Genomic DNA, 20121 nt, shown 5'->3' with positions numbered 1-20121 from the left:
CCAACACAATCGATGAACGACACAGCACACGGATACCTCAGACAGACGATCACGGCGCTCGTCGCGCTCTCACTCCTCTTCACGGTCTTCGGACCGGTGGGGATCGTGGCGGCGGACCCGAGCGTCTCGGTCGAACAGACGGCCGACAGCACGACGGTCACACCGGGCGAGACGGTAACCCTGACGACGCAGTTCGACGTCGCGGAGCTGAACGCGCCACAACTGAGCGCCGGTCTCCCGGACGGCTGGGCGATCGAGTCGCAGTCGGCGACCGGTCCGGTGGCGTACAACGACGGCACGTGGACGTGGCTCGCGGGCGACAACGACGGCGTCAACGTGAGCTACACGGTCGAGTACACCGTCGGAGTCCCCGCAGACGCCTCGCCGGGACAGTATGCGATCACCGCCGACGGGTCGGCGCTGAGCCCCGCCGACTCCGTCTCGACGGCCGACTCCGACTCGACGACGATCACGGTCCAAGAGCCCGAGCAGAACGAGGACCCCACGGCGTCCTTCACCGCGAGCCCGTCCGCGCCCGAACCGGGCGAGACGGTCTCCTTCGACGCCTCCGGCTCCAGCGATGACGGCTCGATCGCGAGCTACGAGTGGGACTTCGACGGCGACGGGGACGTCGACGCGACCGGCGCGCAGGCGGCCACCGCGTTCGACGCCGCGGGCGACTACGACGTCGAACTCACCGTCACCGACGACGACGGCGCCACCGACACGGCGACCCAGACGGTCTCCGTCAGCGACGCGCCCGACCCGGCGAGCTTCCAGGTCTCGGCCCTGAACGTCGAGTCGTCGGTCACGCAGGGCGACGACGCCGCCGTGACCGCGACCGTCGAGAACGCGGGCGACGAGTCCGACACGCAGACCGTCACGCTCGCCGTCGACGGGGGCGAGGTCGACAGCGAGTCGGTCACGCTCGACGGCGACGCGAGCCAGCAGGTGAACTTCACCGCCGCCACCGCCGGTCTCACGGTGGGCGATCACGACGTGACCGTCTCGACCGACGACGACAGCGCGTCGACGGCGTTCGAAGTGACGGCGGACGAGCCGGAGAATCAGCCGCCGACGGCCGACGCCGGTGACGACCAGACGGTCGCCGAGGGCGACTCGGTCACGCTCGACGCGAGCGGGTCGAGCGACGCCGACGGCGACGGTCTGTCGTACGACTGGACGCAGACCGGCGGCACGGACGTCACGCTGAGCGACGCCTCCTCGGCGACGCCGTCGTTCGCGGCGCCCGACGTCGACGGCGACGAGACGCTCGCCTTCGAGGTCGAGGTCTCCGACGGCGCGGCGACCGATGCCGACGCCGTGGCCGTCACGGTCGAGGACGCAGACGACGCGGCGCCGCCGACCGACGGGGCGTCCACCGCGGTCAGCCTCTCGTCCGAGAGCGAGCTCGTCGCCGTCGGCGACGCCGCCGAGTACGACGTCGTGGTCGAGAGCGCCGACGGCGGCGTCGGCGCGTACTCGATGACGGTCACCGTCGACGACCCGAGCGTGGCGTCGATCACGGGCGCCAACCTCTCGGGCGTCGAAAACGGGGGGCTCACCGATGTCCAGATCGCCGCGGACGGCTCCTCGGTGACGGTCGAGGCGGTTCTGATCGACACCGACGACAGCGGGAACGTGAGCCTCGGTACGGTCACCGTCGAGTCCGCGACCGAGGGGTCCACGAACGTCTCGCTCGACGTCTCCGAGCTCGGCGACGAGGCCGGGAGTACGTACGAGGTGACCGGCACGTCCGGCGCCACGCTCGAGGCGTCCACTCTCGTCGTCGGCGACTCCGAGAATCCGGCGCAGGACCTGGACGGTGACGGTGACTTCGAGGACGTCAACGGCGACGGCACCGTCGACGTGCTCGACGTCCAGACGCTGTTCGCCGACCGGGACGGCGCGGCCGTCCAGAACGCCCCGCAGGCGTTCGACTTCAACGGGGACGGCGAGTTCACACTCGTCGACATCCAGCTGCTGTTCGCACAGGAGACGGAGTGAACACACCGATGACGAGCATCGACACCCCGACGGCGCCCGCGACGGCGGCCCTGCTCGGGCTGCTGCTGCTGACCGCGGCGACGGCCCCGGCCGCCGCGGCGACGGACACCTCGGTGCGACTCGCCGCGGCCGAGGAGCCGACGGCCGTCGGCGAGACGACGACAGTCGCCGTCGTGGTCGAGAGCGCCGACGGCGGTGTCGGCGCGTACGACCTGACGGTCGCCGTCGAGGGCCCGGACGTGGCGTCGGTCGTCGACGTTGCGGTCGCCGGAGGTCCCGGAGCCCGCGACGTCGAGATCGCCCCGGACGGCTCGAACGCGTCCGTCCGCGCGGCGCTGATGGACACGGACGACGCGGGCGAGGTGACGGTCGCGACCGTGACCGTCAGGGGCGAGTCGGTCGGCTCCGCCGACCTCGCCGTCTCCGTCGAGACGCTCGGCGACGAGCGGGGCCGGGCGTACGCGGTGACCGCCGAACGGGGCGCGTCGGTCGCGGTCGCCGCCGCCGAGGACTCGACCGACCGGTCTGACGACGACGCGACCGACCGGTCCGACGACGACGCGACCGACCGGTCCGACGACGACGCGACCGACCGGTCCGACGACGACGCGACCGACGCGACGGCGGACGACTCGGATCCCGGTGACGACGCCTCCGATGCGACGGCGGACGGCCCGGAGCCCGGCGACGGCGGAGCGGACGCGTCCGGCGACGACGGCGAGTCGGGGGCGTCCGACTCGGGAACCGGATCGAAGTCCGACTCGGACGGTAATGCTGAGAGCGGTTCCGGGTCCGGTGCCGGGACGACCGAGACGGATCCGGGGTCCGACGCGGACGCCAGCGCGGGCGGCTCGACGTCCCCGGTCCGGCCGGTAGAGCCCGGCGCCGTCTCGGCGCCCGCCGCGTCGCTGCTGCTCGCGGCCTTGGCGCTGATCGTCGGCACCATCTACCTACGACGGCGGCGTTAACGGTCCGAATCGGTCGCCGGACCGCTTTCCGTTCCTTCGCCCCGACGAAGCCGCGTTCGGTCCGGCTCGTCGCCCGATCGGACGCGGCCGGAGCCCCGTCGCTCGCCGTCTCCTATTATCGCGCGGACGTTTCAGCGGTGAGAAACGAAGTCGATGACTGGGTGGGATCGATGCGGAAATCCCGATGATAATTCGTTCAAATTATCAGAGATATAACTCATTTATCCACCTCTCCGTTACCGGTTTTTCACCACTCAATGAGCACGTCACTGTCGAGCGGCGTCCAGCGCGCCTTTCTGCGCTATCAGCACGTCTTCGTGTTCCTCGCTCCGCTCCTGTTCGTCGCAGGGGTGTACGCCTTCGCGCCGACCCCGGCCGACGCCGGGGCTGGCTACTGGACCGAGTACTGGTGGCTGTTCATCGCGTTCGCCACCGGCGCCACCGTCGTCAACACCGTCGGGATCAGCGGGTCGGCGCTGTTCGTGCCGTTCCTCATCTTCGTGTTCCCGCTCGTCGCGTATCCCTTAGAGCCGACGACGCTGATGAAGATCGGGCTCATCAGCGAGTCGTTCGGCCTGTCGAGCTCATCGCTCGCCTTCATCCAGTACGGGCTCGTCGACCGGCGGCTCTCGCTGTCGCTCGTGTTGGGGGGTATCCCCTTCGTGGTCGGCGGAGCGCTCCTCTCCTTCGTCATCCCCGAACCGCTGTTCCACGCCCTGTTGGGGATCGCGCTGCTGGCGGCCGCGTATCTGCTTTTCAAGGCTAACCTGGGTCACGACGAGCCGACCGGGGGCGGAGACGGCGAGGAGATCGCGACGGACGGCGGATCGTCCCGAGACCTCCCCGACGACGACAACAAGCTCGGGCCCGCGGGCGTCGACACCGACGAGTCCGGCACCGTCACCCGCGTCGACCGCGACGGCGACGACTACACCTACTCCCGGGGCGGCTACCTCGAACGGTTCCTCAACTACAGTGTCGGCGGCGTGTTCCAGGGGCTCGCCGGCTTCGGCATCGGCGAACTCGGGATCATCTCGATGCTCCGCACGCAGGTGCCGGTCCGCGTCGCCATCGGCACGAACCATATTGTCGTCGCGACGACGGCCGTGCTGGCCTCGGTGGTTCACGTGTTCGGCGGCGGCCTCGTCGGCGGTCACACGATGGACTTGGCGACGACGCCGTGGAACATGGTCGTCTGGACCGTCCCGGCGACGACGCTCGGCGGCCAGATCGCGCCGTACGTCTCGACGGCGCTGAACACCCAGACGATCAAGGCGGGCGTGGGCGGACTGTTCGCGGTCATCGCCGTCGCGCTGTTCGCGATGGCCGGCGGCGGGATCTGACGCCGCGACGGTCCGTCCCGGCCGACCGCCTCGCCGCCGGCGTCAGGTTCTTTCCCGTGTCGCCCGGACCGTAACTCGATGACGAATACCATGCGAGCCGCGGTCGTGCCGGAGCCCGGTGCCGAGTTCGAACTCGTCGAGCGCGAGGTCCCGGAGCCCGGCCCCGGCGAGGTCCGGGTCGCGGTCGAGGCGTGCGGGATCTGCCGCAGCGACGAGTTCGTCGTCGAGGGGTCGTACCCCGGCGTGAGCTACCCGCGCGTCCCCGGCCACGAGATCGCCGGGACGGTCGACGCGGTCGGCGACGACGTCGACGCGTGGGCGGCGGGCGAGCGCGTCGGCGCCGGCTGGCACGGCGGCCACTGTTTCACCTGTGACCCGTGTCGCCGCGGCCAGTTCCTCCAGTGCGAGAACGCCGAGATTACCGGTCTGACCTTCGACGGCGGGTACGCCGAGTACGCGACGGTCCCCGCCGAGGCGCTGGCGGCGATCCCGGACGACCTCGACGCGGTCGACGCCGCGCCGCTGCTTTGCGCCGGGATCACCACCTACAACGCCCTGCGAAACTCCGACGCCCGCGCCGGCGACCTCGTCGCGGTCGTCGGCGTCGGCGGCCTCGGCCACCTCGGGGTCCAGTACGCCCACGCGGCCGGCTACGAGACGGTCGCGGTCTCGCGCAGCCCCGACAAGGAGCCGCTCGCGAAAGAGCTCGGGGCCGACCACTTCGTGAACGCCGCCGAGGCGGACCCGGCCGAACGGCTCCGAGAGCTCGGCGGCGCGAGCGTCGTCCTCACGACCGCGCCCGCGAGCGACGCCATCGAGTCGGTCGTGGGCGGGCTGGGCGTCGACGGCTCCGTGATAATCGCCGGCATCCCCGGCGAGCCGGTGTCGGTCGACGCGCAGCAGCTCGTCGGGGCCCGCGGCGCGGTCGAGGGGTGGGGGTCGGGCCACGCCCGCGACTCGCAGGACACGCTGGAGTTCAGCGCGCTCCGTGACATCACGCCCGAGATAGAGACGTTCGCGCTCGATGACGTCGCCGCGGCGTACGACCGCATGGCCGAGAACGAGGCCCGGTTCCGGGTCGTCTTGGAGCCGTAGGCGCCGTCTCCGTGCGGTCGGTTCGGTCCCCGCGGATCGCCGGACCCGCCGCGCTTTTGTGCGAGCCGCTCGCAGCCGCGGTATGCGCGCAGCCGTATTCAACGCCCCCGGCGAGATCGACGTGGAAGAGCGACCGCGCCCCGAGATCGAGGCTCCGACGGACGCGATCGTCCGCGTGACCCACACCGCGGTCTGCGGCTCGGACCTCTGGTTCTACCGCGGCGACAGCGACCGCGACGCGGGCTCGCCCGTCGGCCACGAACCGATGGGGATCGTCGAGGAAGTCGGCGACGACGTGACCTCCGTCGATCCCGGCGACCGCGTGCTCGCGCCCTTCGCCATCTCCTGCGGCGAGTGCGAGTTCTGCCGGAAGGGGCTCCACACCTCCTGCGAGAACGGCGATTCGTGGGGCGGCGACAACGGCGGCGGGCAGGGGGAGTACGTCCGCTCGACCCACGCTGACGGTACGCTCGTCCGCGTCCCCGACCGCCACGCCGACGACGAGGACACGCTCCGCTCGCTGCTCCCGCTGACCGACGTCATGGGCACCGGCCACCACGCGGCCGTCAGCGCGGGCGTCGAAGAGGGGTCGACCGTGGCCGTCATCGGGGACGGCGCGGTCGGGCTCTGCGGCGTCCTCGCGGCCCGCCGCCTCGGTGCGGAGCGCATTATCGCGGTCGGCCACCACGAGGACCGTCTCGAACTCGCCGAAGAGTTCGGCGCCACGGAGACCGTCTCCGAACGCGGCGAGGCCGCCGTCGAGCGGATTCGAGAGCTGACCTACGGCGGCCCGAACCACGTGATGGAGTGCGTCGGCGCCGCGAGCGCGATGAACACCGCCATCGACGCCGTCCGCCCCGGGGGCACCATCGGATACGTCGGCGTCCCCTACGGCGTCGAGGAGGAGGGCCTCGACGTGTTCGGCATGTTCGGCCAGAACGTGACGCTCGCGGGCGGGGTCGCCCCCGTCCGCGCGTACGCCGAGGAGCTGATGGACGACGTGCTTCAGGGGACGCTCGACCCCGCGCCTATCTTCACCGAAACGGTCGGCCTCGACGAGGTCGCTGAAGGGTACCGCATGATGGACGAGCGCGAGGCGATCAAGGTGCTGGTGAAGCCGCACGGCGACGCGTAGGCGGCCGCGAAACCGGATTTCCGATCTACGTCTGCCCGACTCGGTTTTTAAGCGGTGGCGCGTGCCTGCGAGCGGCCGCCCCCGGCGGCCGCGAGACAGCACGCGCGAGGGAGTCGGTGGTCCGGAGCGAAGCGGAGGACCACCGACGAGGCTGGGGAGGCGTGAGGTGCTGTGCTGTCGCGGTCGGGTGGGACTCAAAGGGGCAGTCGCGAGGCGACCGTAGGCGACGCAAGCACCGCAAGGAGTGAGCGGAGCGAACGACTGAGGAGCGCAGCGAGCGTACGGTCGCCTCGCGGCTGGGGCTTTGGAGGTGTTGGTCGCCGATCCACAGTCGCTCATTCTCAAGTAAAAGACTGGGGCTTTGGCGGTGTTGGCCGTCGATCCACAATCACCTATTTATAAGCGAATGGCTGAGGTTCGGCCGTGTTCATCGCCGAGGTGTAGTCGCTCATTTATAAGCGAGCGGTCGTGGATTCCGCAGCCGTCGCCGGGCGGGTAGCCGCCGATGGGTATTCGGACGCACCGCATACAGAACCGCTCAAACGTTCGTTTCCGGGGGTATCGGCGTAACCTTTAGTACGCTTAAATCCTTGTTATCTGTTGTCATGTGCCACCATTACGACGAGGCGCGCACGTGGACGGAGGTCAAGGCGCGTCACCGGTCCGAGGAGGCGGACGAACTCGACGAGGCACCCGATGTCGACGCGGTCGACGAGCCGGTAGTCGACGAACCGACGGGCGAGACGGAGGAGCCCGAGCCCCCGGCGGAGCCGCGCGCCCCGGCCGACGACTGACGCGGTCGGGCACGACCCCGCCTCGAACCCCGACGTTTCTTTCGCCCGCTCCGCGCCGAAGAGCGGCGCCGCCTTGCGCTCTCGTCCCGCAGACCACACCTTTACAACCGCATTTCATCAACGCCAGTCCGTGCCTCCCTCCGCTCGAACGCTCGCGATCCTCGCCCTCCTCGTCGTCGGCCTCGGACTCAGCTTCGCCTTCCACGCGACGGCGGGCGACACGCAGATCACTTACGAGGCCACAGCCGTCGAACCCGGCGAAGACCCGGCCCCGGTCGCGGACGCGTCGCGCAACGTCACCGACCTCGACGAGCGGCTCTCGGACACCGCCGACCAGTACCGGGAGCCGGTCCGGACCGCCGCCGCGACCGGGTCCTTCGAGGGGTCGCTCTCGCCGGAGTTGGACATCGCGCTCGACGACGCCGACTCGCCGTACGTCGCGTACGACGGGAGCTACTACGAGTGGTCGCTGTCGACGCGCGGCGACACGACGAACGCGACGATCGAGATGCGTGAGACCGACCCCGAGACGGTGTTCGACGCCGTCGCGCGCCCCGCGGCCGAGGCGTCGCCCGGCGTGCGGACCGCCATCGACGAGGGGGCTGCGACGAACGCGACCATCCGGTCGGGACTGTACCGGCAGGACGGGGCGTACTACGCCGTCGCGGTCGAAAGCGAGGCGGCCGTCTTCGCGCAGGTCGCTGGCGCCGCCCTCGGCTTTGCCCTCACGCCGGTCGGGCGCGGGTACACGGCGGTCGCGCTCGGACTGCTCGCGTACCGCTACCGAGAGCCGACGCGCGACCGCCTCCTCACCCCGCGCCGGGCCGCCGTGGTCGCCGCGCTCGCGCTCCCGGTCGCGCTCGTCGGCACCGCCGTGTTCGAGAGCGGGTCGCCCTCCCGGTTCGTCACCGGGCCCGCGAGCGCGGCCGTCGTCGCCACCGGCGTCGTCGCCGGCGCGCTCGTCGCCCGGCAGCGGTGGCTCGTGCTCGCCGGCGTGACGGTTGGGGTCGGACTGCTCGCCACGGCGGCGATCGCGGGCGCGCTCGGGGTCGTCGGGCTGGTCTTCGGGCCGTTCGCGGTGCTTTTCGGCGTCGTCACCGGTCTCGTGCCGTTCGGCTACGGCTACTGGTTCGCGCGGCCCGCCCCGAACGCGTAGGCTCGGGCAGCCCGCGGTGCCGGTCTCGTGATAGATCGCGGGGGCGACTCATCTATCGCGGCTCGACTTAGTCGCGGAGCAGGTAGCGGAACGCGCGCAGGTGGTTCGACCCGCTCTCGGTGACGGAAAGGTACTGGTACTTGGAGTGTTCCTCGACCTCGACGAACCCGCGGCTCACGAGCGGCTCGACGACGTGCGTGTTGAGTCGCCGGTAGTACCCGCGGTCCGGGTTCTGAACCCCCTCGGTGTCGTAGCGCTCGACGAAGGGGAGGCTTTCCTGGCGGCCGTAGTCGATGAGGTCTCTCTTGGTGACTGGCTGGTTCCGTTCGACGTACGCGAGGACGGCGACGCGTTCGGCATTCGGCTCCTCGATCGGGTACTTCGGGAGTGTCTTCGGTGGCTTCGCGCCCGAGGCCACCGGCCGCTCCTCGCCGCCCGCGTACTCCTCCGCGTGGACGTAGTACGGGATCGCGCCGGTGACCATACAGGCGATCATCCCGCCGATCGCGGTCACCTTCGACCCCGACGCGAGGTTCACGTAGACGTTGTGATCACGGAGGCGGTTCGAGATTTCGGCGATCGTCCCGAGCGAACTGAAGAGGTTGAAGATGTCGCACTCGACGGTCTCGGTCCGGATCCCCCGTCTTGGATTCGTTGGCGGGCCGTCTCGTGGTACGACGGTCGGTCGACACCCTCCTGATCGGCGTCGGGTTCGAGGAGGATGACCTCGTCGGCGTTCCTGTCGACGACCGGACGGACGATCCGGTCCAACTCGTATCCCAGCGGAACAATGTGAACGCGTTTCGGGACGTCGAGATCGCTCATGTATCAGCTAATTATCGGGACGATATTGACGATTATGATCACATTGTCGTTTATTTTGTCTGTGTTAACGTAATATCTATCCGATCGAGGGCGTTGTTTCCGATCGCCGACGGGGCTCCCCGCAGACGTGTGTTCTCCCCTCCACCCGACTGACACAGGTCGGCGTTCCGTCGGTCTCCCCCTTCGGCCCTCCCCCTGTCCGATCATAGCCGGTTTCATCGCTTGAGACCTCGTCGGCGAACGCAGTATTGCTCTCACGGTCACCCGACCCCCATCCGACCGCAACGACCCAATCGAGACCGCCGAGGCGGCCGGACCCTCTGAGCCGGCAGGTGCCCGGTCTCGATCGCATCGGACTCTTCGTTTTCGAACCCGCCGCCGAACCGCCCGCGCCCGCTCAGAGCGGCTCGATCAGCTCGACGACGTGTCCGTCGGGGTCCTTCACGAAGGCGACCCGCGCGCCGGCCTCCGGGTGGTCGGTCGGCGCCTCCCTGACGCCGTGGTGATCGATCTCCTCGAACGCCGCGTCCACGTCGTCGACGCCGACGGCGACGTGGTCGTAGCGGTCGCCGTCCGCGCTCGGCGCCTCGCCGGCCGTGTCCGACAGCTGGAACTCGACGCCGCCCTCGTCGGCGACGTACACGTTGCGGGTGTCGCCGTCCGCGGTCGTGAACTCCCACGACCGCTCGAACCCGAGCTCGTCGACGTACCAGTCAGCGGTCCGGTCCGCGTCCGCCACGTTTAGGCAGGTGTGGAGAATCTCCATGTGTCGGCGTCGCGCGGTAGCGGCATAAATCCCGACCGGCGACTCCCGCGCGCCCGACGACTGGCGGCTCGCCCGAGCAATGATGTCGCTGGCGCCCCTCGCGTCCGTATGGACCGCAACGCGGTGCGCCGCGCGTGGGACGCGGTCGCCGAGACGTACGCCGCTCGCCGCGACCCCGACGGCTCGGACGCGGCGCTGATCGACGACCTGTGCGACGCGCTGGCCACCGACCCCGCAACCGGCGACCGCGACCCGCTCGTCCTCGACGTGGGCTGCGGCGACGGCGCCCGCACGCTTGCGAACCTCCCGCCGAGCAGCGTCGGGCTCGACGTCTCCCGACGCGGGCTGGAGCTCGCGGCCGAGACGGTGCCCGACGCGCGGCTCGTCCACGGCGAGATGTCGGCGCTCCCGTTCGCGGCCGACCGCTTCGACGCGATCACGGCGTACCACGCGGTGTTTCACGTCGAGCGCGAGCGCCACCCGGACGTGTACGACGAGTTCGCCCGCGTCCTCCGGCCCGGCGGTCGGCTCCTGCTGACGCTGCCGAGCGGCCGCTTCGAGACGGTCCGCCGCGGCTGGATGGGCGGCGAGATGTTCTTCTCCGCGCCCGGCCGCGAGCGCACCCTCGACCAGCTCCGCGCGGCGGGGTTCGCCGACGTCGAGACGCGGACCGCCACCGACCCGCTGGGGAGCAGCACGGAGTTCGCGTTCGCGCGGCTGGCTGGCGAGGGCGAAGAGGGCCGAACGCGGCCGTGACCGACCCCGACGAGGTCCCCCACGACGTGCGGGCGAGCCTCGACCAGCTGCTCGCGGAGGCGCGGGCGGCCGCCGAGCGCGGCGACGCCGACACCGCGCGCGCCCTGCTCGACACGGCCGAGACGGTGGCGATCAAAAAGCTCCCGTCCGGCGAGCGGCGCGACCGGGTCCGGTGGGGATGTGCGGCCGCGCTCGACGCCCTCCCGAACGGCGACCTCGCGGCCGCGTACGCGACGGCGACCGCGGACGCCGTCGCCGAGCCGAACCCCTGACTCCTTCGCCGAGCCGAACCCCTGACTTTTGTCCCCGGAGCGCCTCTCTTGGCGCATGCGCGTCGCCTCCCTCCTCCCCTCCGCCACGGAGACGCTGTTCGCGCTCGGCGTCGAGCCGGTCGGCGTCTCCCACAGCTGCGACCACCCCCAACCGCCCGCGACCTCCCGACGCTGACGAGCACCGTCGTCGACTACGCGGACCGCTCGGCGGCCGACATCGACGAGCAGATGCGCGACGTCGACGGTGCCGTCTACGACCTCGACGAGGAGCGGCTCGCGGCCCTCGACCCGGATCTGCTCGTCACGCAGGCCACCTGCGACATCTGCGCGGTCGACGCGAGCGAGGTCCGCGCGGCCGCCGCGCGGCTCGACCCCGAGCCCGAGGTGCTCGCCTTGGATCCTCACTCCTTCGCGGACGCGCTCGACGATGTGGAACGGATCGGCGAGGCGGTCGGCGCGGAGGCGGCGGCGAGCGACCTCCGGGCCGATCTCCGTGAGCGCGTCGACGCGGTCCGCGAGCGCGCCGAGCGAGCGGTCGCCGCCGAGGGCCGCCCTCGCGTCGCCGTCCTCGACTGGACCGACCCGCCGATCCGCGCGGGCCACTGGGTGCGCGACATGGTCGAAATCGCGGGCGGCGACTCCTCCTTCCAGCCCGACGGCCCCTCTGAGCCGGTCGCATGGGACGACGTGGTCGCCGCCGACCCCGAAGCGCTCGTCGTCGCGCCCTGTGGGTTCGACCGGGACCGCGCCGTCGACGCGGTCGCCGACCTCGCGGAACAGCCGGGATTCGGCGACCTGGCGGCGGTCGCGGGCGACCGGGCCTACGCGGTCGACGGTAACGGGCTGTTCAACCGGCCGAGCCACCGGCTCGTCGACTCGCTAGAGGCGCTGTTCGCCTGTCTCCACCCCGAGCACGCGGTGACTGCGCCGGGCGACCACGACCGGATCGCGCGCGTCGACGCGGTGACGCCCTCGGTGCGCGCCGACGGCGGGTGAGGCCGGTCTGCCCGCAGGCGATCAGGAGAGCGTCCGCTCGACCATCGATTCGAGCTCGTCGAGGCGGACGACGTCGACGTTCCCGAGCCGGTCGTGTCGACGGACCTCGTCGACGATCTCGCGGAACGCCGCGACCTCGGCGTCCGTCGACAGGCTGTGGTGGAGGACGGTCACCACGCCGCCGTACTCGACCGTCCACTCGAGGAGCTCCGAGAAGGCCGCCGGCGTCGGGTCGCCCTCGGCCGGAATCAGCTGGAGGTTCGACGGCAACGCGACGGGCTGCCAACTCGAGACGCGCCCGGTGTCGTGGATCTCCTCGACGACCGACAGCACCTGCTCGTTCACGGCGTTGTACGGGTACGCGAAGTGGCGCGCGCCCTCGTCGAACCCGCGGTCGACGAGCCACTCCTTCGCCTCGCGCAGGCGGCGTTCGACCTCGGCGGGCTCCGAGACGGTCGTGAGGTCCGTGTGGTCCGGCGTGTGCGACCCGACGAGCCAGTTCGCGTCCCGGAGCTCCGCGAGCTGCGCCTCGTCGAGCTTCCCGTCGTCGCCGACCCGGTTCGTGTTCACGTAGGTGATCGCCGGGTAGTCGTACTGAGAGAGATACGGGTGGGCCTCCGTGAGATCCGTCTCGTTCCCGTCGTCGAACTGAAAGACGACCTTCGCGGTCTCCGGGGCGGGGATCCGGCGCGGGTGATCGAGGTACACGGTTTCGGGACCCGCCTCGTTCCTGGGGCCCGGGCGGAACGAGAGCCGCGTGATGCGCTCTAAGTCCACGGCCGTCTCGTCGACCTGCGGATCCAGGATTCCGAAGTCGACGTTGACCAGTTCGCCCCGGCTCCGCACGACGGTTCGCGTCCGAAACCGGTTGCCGTCCGCGTCGACCAGATCGAGGTAGAGGAAGTCGCCGGCCGCCGCCCCGTCTATCGCGACGTGGCAGGCCGGTCGGGCGTTGCTGAAGTCGACCGGCTCGGCGAGGGGAACGTGGAGCCACGCCCCGTCCCCGTCGGTTTCGAGGGCCGCACACTGCGTCCCGGTGACCCGCCGCTCCGTGTCGGCGGCGAGTCGGCCGCCGACCGCTTCGAGCGCGGCCACGTCTTCGAACGTCTCCGCCCCGAGCTCCACGCCGGGTGGGGAGGTCGTCTCCGTGTCGTCGCCGGTGTCGTCGGGTGTCTGTTCGTCGGTGGGATCCTCTGCGACGGCATCCGAACCCAGACAGCCGGCACCGCCGGTCAGACAGGCGACGCCGAGCGCGCCGAGTAGATCACGCCGAGTGCGTCGACGTTGCGGGCTTCTTTGGTTGACCATTCGTTTTCGAGTCCCGCGTTCGATATCGCGGGTATTCGTTACGACCCGGCTACCGACTCCGTTCCGAGTAAGGTTGGGCATTCGACAGCTAAAACGAGTCCCGTGAGACGCGCACGCTCGGCCCCGTAGGCCACCGAAACGTCGTCTGAGCGAGACGGACGACCGGTGCTGGTTTCGCGGCCACACCCGACCGCCGGGTCCCCGATACCGTTCCGAAACGACCGTCGCCGTTCCTCGAGTACGCCCGCGATCCACGCGCCGCTCGGGCCGCTCCGACGACTCGCTCGTGACCGACTCCCGCCCAGTAGCACCATGGTCGCTCCGAACCATCGGTCACGGCGGACGGTCACAGAGCCGCCAGTTCGCCCGGCCGGTCAGTTCTCGGCGCGGTCGCGCAGCCCCGACAGCGTCGTCGCCTCCCCGAGGTCCGCGACCGTACAGTACCACGCGCCGCGCACGCCGTTCAGGTCGTTCTCGACCGGGCGCTCCAGCGGGACGAGGTCGTCGAACTCGAAGACGACGACGACACGCTCCTCGGAGAACGGGTCGATGAGCGCCGCCCAGTCGGCCTCGTCCATCGGTCCCGATTCGCCCCGCGTCTGCTCGGTCCGAGCGGTGATGCGGGCGTAGTGTGTGACTGCGGACACCGGCGCGGTGCGGTAGAAGGCCATGTAGTCGAACTCGGCGCGGGTGCGGTCGTACGAGCGCGGCGCGGGATAAAAGCCCGCGCGGCAGCGCTCGAACGTCTCTTCCTGCGTCGCGACGACGCAGACGCGGGCGTCTCCGGGCGCGTCGTCCTCGGGGACGTCCGCCGCGAACCGATCGAGGTCCACACGCGGGATCGCCGCCGAGCGCGGATATATCCGCCGGCAGCCCGTACGACGGGGCGATGGCACGGAGCGCGACGAGCGCGCGCGGTGGTCCCCGCGAGCGCGACGAGACGGACGCGGCACGCGACGCGGCGGCGCCCGACGACCAGTCCGGCCCGCCGGCCCTCGCGGTCGAGGGGCTCACGAAGCGGTTCGGCGAGGGCGACGACGCGGTCGTCGCGGTCGACGACGTGAGCCTCACCGTCGAGCGCGGGTCGGTCGTCGGCCTGCTCGGCCCGAACGGCGCGGGCAAGACGACGCTGATCAAGTGCGCCTTAGGGATCGTGGTTCCCGACGCGGGGTCGGTCCGAGTGTTCGGAAACGACGTGCGCGACGGCCGGCGAGCCGCCTACGCCGACGTGGACGCGATGTTAGAGGGCGCGCGCAACGACTACTGGCGGCTCACCGTCCGGGAGAACCTCCGCTACTTCGCGACGATCAGCGGCGTCGACCCCGACTCGGTGGCGGCGCGCCACGACCGGCTGCTCGACCGCCTCGATCTGGCCGACAAGGCGGACACGCCGGTGCGGGACCTCTCCCGGGGGATGAAACAGAAGGTGTCGCTCGCGAGCGTACTGGCGGGCGGCGCCGAACTGGTGTTCCTCGACGAGCCCACGCTCGGGCTCGACGTCGAGAGCGCGCGGACGCTCCGGGCGGAGCTGCGCCGGCTCGCGGCCGAGGAGGGGCTCACCATCGTCGTCAGCAGCCACGACATGACGACGATCGAGGCGGTGTGCGACCGCGTCGTCATGCTGTCGAACGGGCGGATCGTCGCCGACGACACCGTCGAGGCGCTGCTGGGCGCCGCCGCGAGCGACGCGGTGCGCGTGGCGAGCCCGGACCTCACGCCGGAGACGGTCGCCGGGCTCCGCGAGTCGTTCGACGTGCGGACGGTCGACCGCGACGCGAGCCCGCCCGCGGTGACGGTGGCGGCGGGCGGCGACCGGCTGTACGAGCTGACCGACGCGCTGCGGGCGGCCGGCGTCACCGTCTCGGACATCCGGACGGTCCAGCCGGACCTCGAAGAGGTGTTCCTCGAACGCACCGGGACCGGGCTCGGGGGTGCGTCCCAGTGAGCGGGGACGCGCCGCCCGCGGACGCGTCGACGGCGACGGCGTCCGGGGTCGACGACGAGCCCCGACCGGCCACCTACTACCACCTCGCGCGGGCGGTCCTCTACCGGGAGTTCCTCATCTTCGTGCGGTATCCGGCCAACGCGATCGGGGGGATCGTGGTGTCGCTGTTCTTCTTCGCCGCGCTGTTCCTCGGCGGCCAGCTGCTCGCGGGGCAGGCGCTCGCGGACTCGATCGAGGGGATCGTCGTCGGCTACTTCCTGTGGACGCTGTCGGTGGGCGCGTACTCGTCGGTGTCGAACGACATCGGCAGCGAGGTACAGTGGGGGACCCTCGAACGCCACATCACCACGCCGTTCGGCTTCGCGCCGGTCGCACTGCTGAAGGGGGTCGCGAAGGTGGTGCGGACGTTCCTCACGAGCGCGGTGATCCTCGCGGTCATGCTCCTCGCGACCGGGACGCGACTGAGCCTCGCGCCGGTGACGGTGGTCGTCGTCGCCGGCCTGTCGATCGTCTCGGTGCTCGGACTCGGCTTCGCCGCGGGCGGCGTGACGGTGCTGTACAAGCGGATCGGCAACTGGCTCAACCTGCTCCAGTTCGGGTTCGTCGGGCTGATCTCGGCGCCCGTCTTCGACCTCCCGTGGACGCGCGTGCTCCCCTTAGCGCACGGCAGCGCCATGCTCCAGCGCGTGATGGTCGACGGCGTGCGGCTGTGGGAGTTCCCGCTCGCCGACCTGGCGCTGCTCGTCGCGGTCGCGGTCGGCTACCTGGTCAGCGGCTACCTCGTCTTCCAGCTGGCGACCCGGCGGGCGCGGCGGCTCGGCGTGCTCGGCGACTACTGACTCACGGGTCGCATCGCCGCGCTCGGCGGCCTCAGCGGAATTCCGACGCGGCGTGCGTCACGCGGACGCGGTCGACTCCGACTCGTCGCCGCGGGGCAGCCCGAACTCGACTTCGATCCGAACCGTCTCGTAGGGCACATACGGCCGCTTCGCGCGGCCGTCCGCCTCGAAGTGGACGATGTCGTAGTCGGCCAAAAGCGACAGGTCGTCGTGGACGACGTGGACGTCTCGGTCGAGCCGGTCCGCCAGCGCGCGGATGCTCTCGGGCGGTCGTTCCATCACCGCCTCCAGCAGCTCCATCCGGCGGTCCGTGAGCAGCTGGCGGAGCCGCGCACGGTCCTCGAAGTTGACCACGTGCGGGACTGCCTCGCCGTCCTCCCAGCGCTCGGCGCGCTCGATCGCCGCCGTCTGTGCCTGTTCCGCCGGTAGCGACGTGATACGGAGCGTCGACGGGTACTCGGCGTCGCTCGGGTCCGGTGTAAATTCGTCGTGGGTGGGGTCGGTATCAGTCGGTTCGTCGGTCATGGATCTCGTTTACCTCGGATTGGAAGTCGTCGATCAGGTCCGCGAGACCGGTGAAGTCCAGTTTCGTGACTTCTCCAGTGTGCGTGTGCCGATGGTGTCGCCCGACGTCTCGGTGGTGCGGCGCGTTGTCGTACCGGAGTAGCGTGTCGCCGTCGGCGTCCATGTCCTGGAAACTGTACTTCACGCCCTCCGGGTACTCCTCGCTTTCCGGGACCTGCCACGCGATCATCTCATACCGACTGCCGTCCGATTTCTCGGACTCTTCCCGGTACACGACCGTAGCGGGCATCTGTCTCGTATGTTGTGATACGAACTCAACAATGTTAACGCTTATTGTTGTGTTTCGACCACAACGACGATCGCGGACATCGCCGTCGCCGCAGGGTTGTAGTCAGAATCACCGCACGGTGTTCGCCGCGCTTTCTATCGGTCCTCGTCCGGCTCCGCGGCGAGCGCCTCGTCGCGGAGTTCGCGGCAGCGCTCGCCCGTGATCTCCAGTTCGGGGACTGGCGTCGGGTTCCCGTCCGCGTTGACGGCGACGAACACGAAGTACGACTCGGTGGTGAGCTCGCGCTCGCCCGTGCGGGGCGACTCCCGGTACGCGCGGATCCGCGTCCGGAGGCTCGTGCGCCCGACCGCGTACACGTACGACTCGATGACGCAGGTGTCGCCCTGCGGGACGGGCCGCTTGAAGTCGAGCCCGTTGATCTTGGCCGTGACGCAGGTCTCGCCGGCGGCGCGCATCGCCGACATCGCGCCGATCTCGTCCATCCACTTGACGACGTTCCCCCCGTGTGCGGAGGCGTAGTTGTTCGTGTGGGTGGGTTGGACGCGCTGGCGGTTCTCGATGTACGTGTCGCTGACGCTCGGCATGGTCGACCGTCGCGCGGCCGCGGGAAAAACACCGGTCCTCGGGCCGGAAAGTCCCCGCGCCGGGCGTCCCGGAGGGCCCGAGCTCACCTCGGCGGCCCCGCGGCCCAGCCGAATTATCGTTTCGTGTAATTCGGCCTTTACTCCTAAATAGGGTAGTTTTCTTCGGACGAACAACGGATGATGAACGCGATTACCGCGCGGTACGGTCGGCGGGTCGGCGCGGCCGTCCTCCTGACGCTCGCCGTGACGCTCGGCTTCGTCGCCCTCTTCGCGGGACACGTGGCGACGGTCGGGACGGCGGCGGCCGCGACGGCGGCGCTGACGTCGGTCGGCGTCGTCGTCACGCTGAACCTCGGACTGCTGGGCATCGTGCTGGTCGGCAACGTCGCGGTCGAGCTGCGGCGGCTGACGGAGACGGCCGAGGCGGTCGGGCGCGGCGAGTTCGACGCGCGCGCCACGTCCGACCGCGGCGACGAGATCGGGCGCCTGTTCGACGCCTTCGACGAGACGCGGCGGTCGCTGCGGGACGCGGTCGCCGAGTCCGAACGGGCCCAGAGCGAGGCGGAGACGGCCCGCGCGGAGGCCGAGGAGCTGTCGGACACCCTCATCGAGCGCGCCGAGGAGATCGGCGGCGCCATGGAGGACGCCGCCGAAGGCGACCTCACGCGGCGGCTCGACGCGGACGGCGAGGTCGACGCGATCCAGCGTATCACGGCGGCGTACAACGAGATGACCGGCGGGCTCGCGACGACGATCGAGGACATCCAATCGTTCGCGGGCGACGTCGAGGCGACCAGCGAGGAGATGGCCGCTGAGGCCGACGAGGTCGCGGGGCTGAACCGGGAGGTGGCCGACGAGATGCGCGAGCTGGCCGACGAGCTAGACGAGCAGACCGAGCGGTTACGGGAGACGGCCAACGACACCGACGACTTCTCGGCGACCGTCGAGGAGATCGCGTCGACGACCGACGAGGTGGCGGGCGACGCGAGCGCCGCGGCCGAACTCGGCGCGGAGGGCGAGGAGCGGGCGACCGAGGCGGTCGAGGCGATCGTCGCGATCGGCGACCTGCTCGAGGAGCTCGACGACCTCGTGGCCGGTCTCGACGACCGGATGGACGGCGTCGCGGAGACGACAGACGTGATCGCGGATATCGCCGAGCAGACCAACATCCTCGCGCTGAACGCCTCGATCGAGGCGTCGCGAGCGGGCGGCGACGGCGACGGGTTCGCGGTCGTCGCCGACGAGGTGAAGGGGCTCGCCGAGGAGACGCGCGAGTCGACGACGGAGATCGAGGCGACGATCGGCGAGGTGACCGAGGACGTCTCCGCGGTCGCGGGCGAGATGGACCGGACGATGACGGAGCTCGACGAGACGACGTCGGCGGTGCGCGCCGCGGGCGACGCGATCGAGGAGCTCACCGGCACGGTCGAGGACGTCGACGTCGCGATGGGCGACATCGCGCGGGCGACCGACGAGGGCGCCGAGGGGATCGAGTCGGTCGCGGCGCGCGTCGAGGCGGTCCACGGCTCGGCGACCGACGCCGCGGACCGCGCCCGGTCGCTCGCGGAGACCGCCGACGAGACGGCCGAGACGGTGGGCGACCTCGCCGAGACCGCGACGGCGCTATCGGAGCGCACCGCGTCGCTCACCGAGCGGCTCGCCCAGTTCGAAACGCGGGCGGACGCGGACGGTACCGGCGGAGGGGTCGCGGCCGCCGCGAGCCCGGTCGCCGGCGACGCGGAGGTGAGCGCCGATGATTGAGCCGTCGACGGTGCGGTTCGCCTCCGCGGGGATCTACGCCGTCTCCGCGGTCGTGCTACTCGTGCTGGCGCGGCGCAAGCCGGCCGACCTCCGGCGGTACTGCTACCCGTTCGTCGCGGTCGTCGCGTTCGCGGGCGTCGGGATCGCGAGCTGGGGCGCCGGGATCGGGACGTTCGACGTCGGGTCCGGAACGCTGGAGGCCGGGCAACTGCTCAGCGACTACGTGGCGTACCCCTTCCTGTTCGGGTTCGCGGCGTTCGTCGCGGGGGTGAGCCGGTGGTACGTCGGGGGATCGTCGCGATCACCGTCGTGATGCGGGTCGGGTACGACTTCGCGGAGGTGTTCGCGGGCCCGCTCGCGACGGCGGGCACCCTCGGAATCCTCGCCGGCTACGTGACGCTCGTCGGGCTGTTCTTCGGGCCGGTGGCGAGCGCGGCGGCGCGGCAGGCGCCCGAACGGGAGCTGTTTTATAAGAAGACGCGGAACCTCGCGCTGTTCGCGTTCGGCGTGCTGATCGCGTGGGCGATGCTCCAGATCGCCGGGCTGTTCGATCAGTTCACCGCGACGGTGACCTTAGAGTATCTCGATCTCCTGCTCCGGGTCGGGTTCGCGGGCTTCGTGTTCGCGAACGTGGAGACGCTGGCGGCGGAGGCGGGGTCTGGGGGCGACGCCGGTACCGACACGGGTCTGTCGGCGTCTCACACGGCGGCGGGAACAGGCGCCGACTGAGTCGACGGGACTCTCATTTCACGCGAAT

General features: G+C 70.7%; 19 protein-coding genes and 3 pseudogenes. 14 read left to right on the top strand and 8 right to left on the bottom strand.

Annotated elements, in window-relative coordinates; genetic code table 11:
• Positions 1-12 precede the first annotated feature (12 nt).
• From J7656_RS14580 to J7656_RS14550, 7 genes are all read left to right on the top strand, one after another.
• Positions 13-2007, top strand: a complete 1995-nt coding sequence (locus tag J7656_RS14580; protein WP_211553691.1) for a PKD domain-containing protein — start codon at positions 13-15, stop codon at positions 2005-2007.
• Between the two features lie 8 nt (positions 2008-2015).
• Complete coding sequence (locus tag J7656_RS14575; protein WP_211553689.1) at positions 2016-2975, top strand: hypothetical protein; 960 nt, start codon at positions 2016-2018, stop codon at positions 2973-2975.
• Between the two features lie 257 nt (positions 2976-3232).
• Positions 3233-4318, top strand: a complete 1086-nt coding sequence (locus J7656_RS14570) for a sulfite exporter TauE/SafE family protein (protein ID WP_017342185.1) — start codon at positions 3233-3235, stop codon at positions 4316-4318.
• A 90-nt stretch (positions 4319-4408) separates the two neighbouring features.
• Complete coding sequence (locus J7656_RS14565; protein WP_026046149.1) at positions 4409-5413, top strand: alcohol dehydrogenase; 1005 nt, start codon at positions 4409-4411, stop codon at positions 5411-5413.
• 82 nt (positions 5414-5495) lie between these two features.
• Entirely contained in the window at positions 5496-6548 is a 1053-nt protein-coding gene (locus tag J7656_RS14560) for a zinc-dependent alcohol dehydrogenase family protein (RefSeq protein WP_211553688.1), read from the top strand.
• A 605-nt stretch (positions 6549-7153) separates the two neighbouring features.
• Positions 7154-7342, top strand: coding sequence for a hypothetical protein (locus tag J7656_RS14555; protein ID WP_017342188.1), 189 nt, complete (start codon positions 7154-7156; stop codon positions 7340-7342).
• A 130-nt stretch (positions 7343-7472) separates the two neighbouring features.
• On the top strand, positions 7473-8498 hold the full coding sequence (locus J7656_RS14550) for a DUF8127 domain-containing protein (RefSeq protein ID WP_211553687.1): 1026 nt from the start codon (positions 7473-7475) through the stop codon (positions 8496-8498).
• 67 nt (positions 8499-8565) lie between these two features.
• Here J7656_RS14550 and J7656_RS15300 read toward each other — a convergent pair whose 3' ends face one another.
• The 3 genes and pseudogenes from J7656_RS15300 to J7656_RS14540 all read right to left on the bottom strand — a co-directional run bounded on the left by J7656_RS15300 (position 8566) and on the right by J7656_RS14540 (position 10089).
• Entirely contained in the window at positions 8566-8982 is a 417-nt protein-coding gene (locus J7656_RS15300; protein ID WP_425490627.1) for a DUF6293 family protein, read from the bottom strand.
• A gap of 15 nt (positions 8983-8997) precedes the next feature.
• Positions 8998-9323, bottom strand: a pseudogene (locus J7656_RS15295) (HFX_2341 family transcriptional regulator domain-containing protein); the annotation flags it as partial.
• Between the two features lie 397 nt (positions 9324-9720).
• Positions 9721-10089 (bottom strand): VOC family protein, encoded by a 369-nt coding sequence (locus J7656_RS14540; RefSeq protein ID WP_017342191.1) that lies wholly within the window; start codon positions 10087-10089, stop codon positions 9721-9723.
• Between the two features lie 108 nt (positions 10090-10197).
• Here J7656_RS14540 and J7656_RS14535 point away from each other — a divergent pair, with 108 nt between their 5' ends.
• The 3 genes and pseudogenes from J7656_RS14535 (at position 10198) to J7656_RS14525 (ending at position 12113) form a co-directional block, all read left to right on the top strand.
• Positions 10198-10845 carry a class I SAM-dependent methyltransferase gene (locus tag J7656_RS14535; RefSeq protein WP_211553686.1) on the top strand — a complete coding sequence of 216 codons (648 nt, stop codon included), beginning with the start codon at positions 10198-10200 and terminating at the stop codon, positions 10843-10845.
• The gene (locus J7656_RS14530) at positions 10842-11117 is read left to right on the top strand and encodes a DUF8101 family protein (protein ID WP_211553685.1); all 276 of its coding nucleotides are present in this window, start codon (positions 10842-10844) and stop codon (positions 11115-11117) included. The genes J7656_RS14535 and J7656_RS14530 overlap by 4 nt, the downstream gene beginning before the upstream one ends.
• Positions 11118-11172: 55 nt before the next feature.
• A pseudogene (locus J7656_RS14525) lies at positions 11173-12113 on the top strand (ABC transporter substrate-binding protein).
• A 21-nt stretch (positions 12114-12134) separates the two neighbouring features.
• Here the strand turns inward: J7656_RS14525 and J7656_RS14520 are convergent.
• Together J7656_RS14520 and J7656_RS14515 are read right to left on the bottom strand one after the other, a co-directional pair.
• Positions 12135-13421 carry a polysaccharide deacetylase family protein gene (locus tag J7656_RS14520; RefSeq protein ID WP_211553684.1) on the bottom strand — a complete coding sequence of 429 codons (1287 nt, stop codon included), beginning with the start codon at positions 13419-13421 and terminating at the stop codon, positions 12135-12137.
• Between the two features lie 374 nt (positions 13422-13795).
• Positions 13796-14254 carry a hypothetical protein gene (locus tag J7656_RS14515; RefSeq protein ID WP_017342196.1) on the bottom strand — a complete coding sequence of 153 codons (459 nt, stop codon included), beginning with the start codon at positions 14252-14254 and terminating at the stop codon, positions 13796-13798.
• A gap of 56 nt (positions 14255-14310) precedes the next feature.
• Between J7656_RS14515 and J7656_RS14510 the strand changes: the two genes are divergently transcribed.
• Entirely contained in the window at positions 14311-15366 is a 1056-nt protein-coding gene (locus J7656_RS14510) for an ABC transporter ATP-binding protein (RefSeq protein WP_211553682.1), read from the top strand.
• Complete coding sequence (locus J7656_RS14505) at positions 15363-16205, top strand: ABC transporter permease (protein ID WP_211553680.1); 843 nt, start codon at positions 15363-15365, stop codon at positions 16203-16205. The genes J7656_RS14510 and J7656_RS14505 overlap by 4 nt, the downstream gene beginning before the upstream one ends.
• A 57-nt stretch (positions 16206-16262) precedes the next feature.
• Here J7656_RS14505 and J7656_RS14500 read toward each other — a convergent pair whose 3' ends face one another.
• From J7656_RS14500 to J7656_RS14490, 3 genes are all read right to left on the bottom strand, one after another.
• Positions 16263-16730 carry an HVO_A0114 family putative DNA-binding protein gene (locus tag J7656_RS14500; protein ID WP_017342199.1) on the bottom strand — a complete coding sequence of 156 codons (468 nt, stop codon included), beginning with the start codon at positions 16728-16730 and terminating at the stop codon, positions 16263-16265.
• The gene (locus J7656_RS14495; RefSeq protein ID WP_017342200.1) at positions 16711-17019 is read right to left on the bottom strand and encodes a toxin-antitoxin system TumE family protein; all 309 of its coding nucleotides are present in this window, start codon (positions 17017-17019) and stop codon (positions 16711-16713) included. Before J7656_RS14495 ends, J7656_RS14500 begins: the two co-directional genes overlap by 20 nt.
• Before the next feature lie 134 nt (positions 17020-17153).
• Positions 17154-17603: an acyl-CoA thioesterase gene (locus J7656_RS14490; RefSeq protein WP_017342201.1), complete on the bottom strand. Its 450-nt coding sequence runs from the start codon at positions 17601-17603 to the stop codon at positions 17154-17156.
• 177 nt (positions 17604-17780) lie between these two features.
• Between J7656_RS14490 and J7656_RS14485 the strand changes: the two genes are divergently transcribed.
• Together J7656_RS14485 and J7656_RS14480 are read left to right on the top strand one after the other, a co-directional pair.
• On the top strand, positions 17781-19364 hold the full coding sequence (locus tag J7656_RS14485) for a methyl-accepting chemotaxis protein (protein ID WP_017342202.1): 1584 nt from the start codon (positions 17781-17783) through the stop codon (positions 19362-19364).
• A pseudogene (locus J7656_RS14480) lies at positions 19357-20093 on the top strand (G protein-coupled receptor family protein). The gene J7656_RS14485 and the pseudogene J7656_RS14480 overlap by 8 nt, the downstream one beginning before the upstream one ends.
• Positions 20094-20121 lie beyond the last annotated feature (28 nt).

This window comes from Halorubrum ruber, assembly GCF_018228765.1.
GTDB classification, from domain to species: domain Archaea; phylum Halobacteriota; class Halobacteria; order Halobacteriales; family Haloferacaceae; genus Halorubrum; species Halorubrum ruber.
This window is presented reverse-complemented; position numbering and strand designations above follow the sequence as displayed.